This window comes from Pseudactinotalea sp., from assembly GCF_048594945.1.
Taxonomy (GTDB): Bacteria; Actinomycetota; Actinomycetes; order Actinomycetales; family Beutenbergiaceae; genus Pseudactinotalea.
Genome location: NZ_JBMDXJ010000405.1, coordinates 1 through 3753, shown reverse-complemented (window position 1 = coordinate 3753; position 3753 = coordinate 1). Strand labels below are relative to the sequence as shown.

The 3753-nt window shown below is 70.1% G+C and carries 5 protein-coding genes; 4 read left to right on the top strand and 1 reads right to left on the bottom strand.

The window, feature by feature from the left end; translation table 11 throughout:
- Positions 1 to 166 precede the first annotated feature (166 nt).
- From ACOJSN_RS18440 to ACOJSN_RS18430, 3 genes are all read left to right on the top strand, one after another.
- Positions 167 to 1081: an acyltransferase domain-containing protein gene (locus ACOJSN_RS18440; protein WP_420113952.1), complete on the top strand. Its 915-nt coding sequence runs from the start codon at positions 167 to 169 to the stop codon at positions 1079 to 1081.
- Between the two features lie 32 nt (positions 1082 to 1113).
- A complete protein-coding gene (locus ACOJSN_RS18435; RefSeq protein WP_420113951.1) occupies positions 1114 to 1488 on the top strand; it encodes a VOC family protein in 375 nt (124 codons plus the stop codon).
- 92 nt (positions 1489 to 1580) lie between these two features.
- Positions 1581 to 2552: an intradiol ring-cleavage dioxygenase gene (locus ACOJSN_RS18430; protein WP_420113950.1), complete on the top strand. Its 972-nt coding sequence runs from the start codon at positions 1581 to 1583 to the stop codon at positions 2550 to 2552.
- 12 nt (positions 2553 to 2564) lie between these two features.
- Here the strand turns inward: ACOJSN_RS18430 and ACOJSN_RS18425 are convergent, their stop codons facing one another.
- On the bottom strand, positions 2565 to 3365 hold the full coding sequence (locus tag ACOJSN_RS18425) for an endo alpha-1,4 polygalactosaminidase (protein WP_420113949.1): 801 nt from the start codon (positions 3363 to 3365) through the stop codon (positions 2565 to 2567).
- Between the two features lie 53 nt (positions 3366 to 3418).
- Between ACOJSN_RS18425 and ACOJSN_RS18420 the strand changes: the two genes are divergently transcribed.
- A partial coding sequence (locus tag ACOJSN_RS18420; protein WP_420113948.1) for a phosphoribosyl-ATP diphosphatase occupies positions 3419 to 3753 on the top strand: 335 nt, incomplete at its 3' end.

Genomic DNA, 3753 nt, shown 5'->3' with positions numbered 1-3753 from the left:
ATGAACAGCAGCACCAGCGCGATGTTCGCGAGCAGACCGTCCATCAGCGCGCGTCACCAGAATGTCGGTATCCGTCCATTCCGCACACGGTACCGAACCGCGCCCCGCAGACATTCCCCAACGGCGTCCCTCACCAGGGTGGATGTCCTCAGTACCGTTGTTGCTCGTGATCGACGAGGCAACCACCCGGGCACGGCTGGCGCCGGACGACCTGCCGGAGCTACTGGTGCACCTAGGCTTCCACGACGACGACGCGGTCGAGGCCGTGGGATTCGCGGACCGGCTCAGGCGCAGCCGCTCGGACGTCGCCGCGGTCGCACGGATGGCGTCGCTGCTTACCGAGGGCGTGGGGCGGCTGCGGAACCGGGACGCGGTTCCCGACCCGTGGGCGGACCTGCCGGACGGCCGAGAGGATCTCGCGATCCTGGCCCTGCTCGCCTCCGTGCCCGAGGTCCGGGCCGAGCACGCTCGCCGCCAGATCCCGGACGAGATCTCCTGGGGCTCACTCGCCGACCTGGGGCAGCAGATCTCGGTCAACCGCCGCACGCACGGCCGGTTCGGGCTCGACACCTACGGCTGGATGCGCACCGCCTGGTCCGGCGGGCTGATGTGGCTGGGCCGGCTGCAGTTCGTGCCGAAGCCGACCGCCGAGGGGTGGATGCTCGACACGCACATCCCGGCCTCCGGTCCGCTGACGCCGGAGAGCGTCGAGGAGTCCTTCACGGCGGCGTCGCTGTTCTTCGCGCGGCACTTCCCCGACACCCCCGCGAGCGCCTTCCTCTGCACCAGCTGGCTGCTGGATCCCACGATCACGCAGCTCCTGCCGCCTGCCTCGAACCTGGCGCAGTTCCAACGTCGCTGGTCTCTCGCCGCGTCGGGATACCAGTCCGACGAGAGCGTCCTCTACTTCGCCTTCAACGTCCGCAGCGACCCCGAGGACCCGATAGACGTGCGCACGCTGACGCCGCGCACGTCGCTGCAACGGGCGGTCGCCGAGCACCTGACCGGTGGCGGCCACTGGTACGCCTGGTCGGGCACAGCCCCGCTCCCCGACGCCACGGCCGCACGCGTCACCTCCTGACCGATGTCGGTGTCATGCGGCATCGTCGGCGCATGAGCACACACACGCACGGCATCCCGCTCTCGATCGACTACATCGAGATCTCCGTCACCGACATGCAGGCGGCACAGGACTTCTACTCGCGCGCGTTCGGGTGGCAGTTCACCAGTTACGGCGATGGCTACGCGGGTATCCGCACCGCGGCCGAGCCTGAGGGCGAGGAAGCCGGTGGCCTCGCGCTCTCGGACCAGGTCACGCGCGGCGGCCCTCTCGTGCTGCTGTACAGCGAGAACCTCGATGCCACGGTGCAGGCAGTCATCGATGCCGGCGGCACCGTGGTCAACGGTCCGTACCCCTTCCCAGGCGGCCGCCGGTTCCACTTCGCCGACCCCGCCGGCAACGAGCTCGGGGTGTGGGCAGCCTCCTAGCGACCCACAGCAACCTCCCAGAGAGCGCCCAGATCGAGGTCAGGCGCGGGGGCCACGCTGCCGTCATCGCCCACACCTGAAGGAGCATTGCGATGACCGGACCTGAACCCGACCAGACCACACGCGGACCGTCCTACCAAGGCCGGCTCCTGCCTCGACCGGACGAAGAGGTGGTCGACCAAGGGCTCCGCTTCGACGTGCGCACGCTGATGACACGGCGCGGCGTCCTCGGAGCGTTCGGGGTCGGCGCCGGTGCGCTGGCCCTCGCCGCGTGCGGTGCCGCCAGCAGCGACCCGGTCACCTCCGGCACCTCCGCCGACACCACGGCCGACTCCGACCTGACCGAGATCCCGGACGAGACCGCCGGCCCCTACCCCGGCGACGGCTCCAACGGCCCCGACGTGCTCGAGGAGAGCGGGATCGTCCGCAGCGACATCCGCTCCAGCTTCGGCGACTCCTCCGGCACCGCCGAGGGTGTGCCGCTCGAGTTCACCTTGACCGTGCTCGACATGGCGGGAGGCGGTGGCGCGTTCGCCGGCGTCGCGGTCTACGCCTGGCACTGTGACCGTGACGGCAACTACTCGATGTACTCCGAGGGCATCGAGGACCAGAACTACCTGCGCGGCGTCCAGGTCACCGACGACGACGGCAAGGTCACCTTCACCAGCATCGTCCCGGCCTGCTACTCGGGCCGCTGGCCGCACATTCACTTCGAGGTCTACCCGGACGTCGACTCGATCGACGACTCCACGAACGCGATCGCCACCTCGCAGCTGGCGCTGCCGCAGAACGTCTGCGACACCGTCTATGCGACCATCGGGTACGAGCAGTCGGTTACCAACCTCGCGCAGGTCACCTTGAGCAGTGACAACGTGTTCGGAGATGACGGCGGTGTGCACCAGATCGCCGCCGTCACCGGGAGTGTGGATGCCGGCTATGTCGCCACCCTCACGGTGCCGATCGACACCACCACGGAGCCGACCTCGGGCAGCGCGCCCGAAGGCGGTGGTGGCGAGGGTGGTCCCGGCGGTGGCGGGGAGCCGCCCGACGGCGGCGGCCGCTAGTGCTCCGCACCACTAGCAGGTCTCGTGCAGGTAGCCCACCTCGCTCGGCGCGACCAGGTCGAGGTCGCGCTGGACCACCCCGGCCACCTCACCGATGACCTCGCAGGCCGCGACCAGGCCGGTATCGGTGTACTCGACGTCGAACACGCGGCCACCGTAGGTGTCGACGAACTGCTGGCACTCGTCGTACTCGCCGCACTGCTCAACGATCGCGAACTCGAATCCGATCTCGGTCCGGGCCACGTCGAGGAGCTCGGGGGTGTTCTTCTGGCCCACGGCGAGCCCGAGGTCGGCGGCCTCGGCCACCAGCAGCCGCGCGTACGCGATCGCGTCGTCACGGTCGAAGGGCGCGTCGGGGTAGCGGGTGAAGGTGTCGAGGTTGTCGAGCTCCACCGCGTCGAAGCCCTGCGCCTGGCACTCGGTGAACCTCTGCTGGATGAACTCCACGGCGGTGCGCCGGAGCTGGTCGGAGTCGATGTTGATCGGGTGCTCTCCTGGCCACTCGGGGTCCTCGAGCCGCTCCAGGACGAGCCCGTCGGGCCAGTTCGTCGCACTGTCGGGGTGGCCCGGCTCCGCCTCGGTCTGGAAGGCGTTGACGTAGCAGACCGAGTAGGCGCCAGCGGCAGCCTCACCACCCGACCACTGCCGCACCACGAGCCCGGCGCCGTCAGGCAGCGGGTAGTCGCCGCCGAGCTGGTAGTCGAAGCCGACCCCGGGGGGCGGCGGCACCGGCTCCGACCCACTCGCACACGCTCCCAGGGCGAGAACCATGACCAGGGTGAGCCCCGCCGTCGTGATCCTCGCGCCTCTCACGAGGCCCGAGGGTACGGCGCGGTGAGGAGCACGCGCACCACTACTGTGGCGCGATGGACGCACGCGACCCCGAGGCCCTGGTGCGGGAGTTCCACGCAACGTACGCGCTGCCGGTGGCACCGGACGCGCCGAGCGTGGACCGCGAGCGCGTGCACATGCGGATGGCGCTGATCGGCGAGGAGTTCGCCGAGCTGGTCGGGGCGGTCTACGGCGAGCGCGCAGGCACTCTCATGGTGCAGGCATTCGCGGCCGCCATCGCCGCCGTCGATGGCACCCGCGACACGGTCGCGGCCGCCGATGCGCTCGGCGATCTCGTGTACGTCACGTACGGCATGGCGCTGGAGTGCGGCATCCCGCTGGCCGACGTGCTCGCGGAGATCCAGGCGTC

Excerpts from the sequence above, each read along its gene's own strand:
- ACOJSN_RS18430 (WP_420113950.1), top strand. The coding sequence starts at position 1,581 with ATGACCGGACCTGAACCCGACCAGACCACACGCGGACCGTCCTACCAA.
- ACOJSN_RS18435 (WP_420113951.1), top strand. The coding sequence starts at position 1,114 with ATGAGCACACACACGCACGGCATCCCGCTCTCGATCGACTACATCGAG.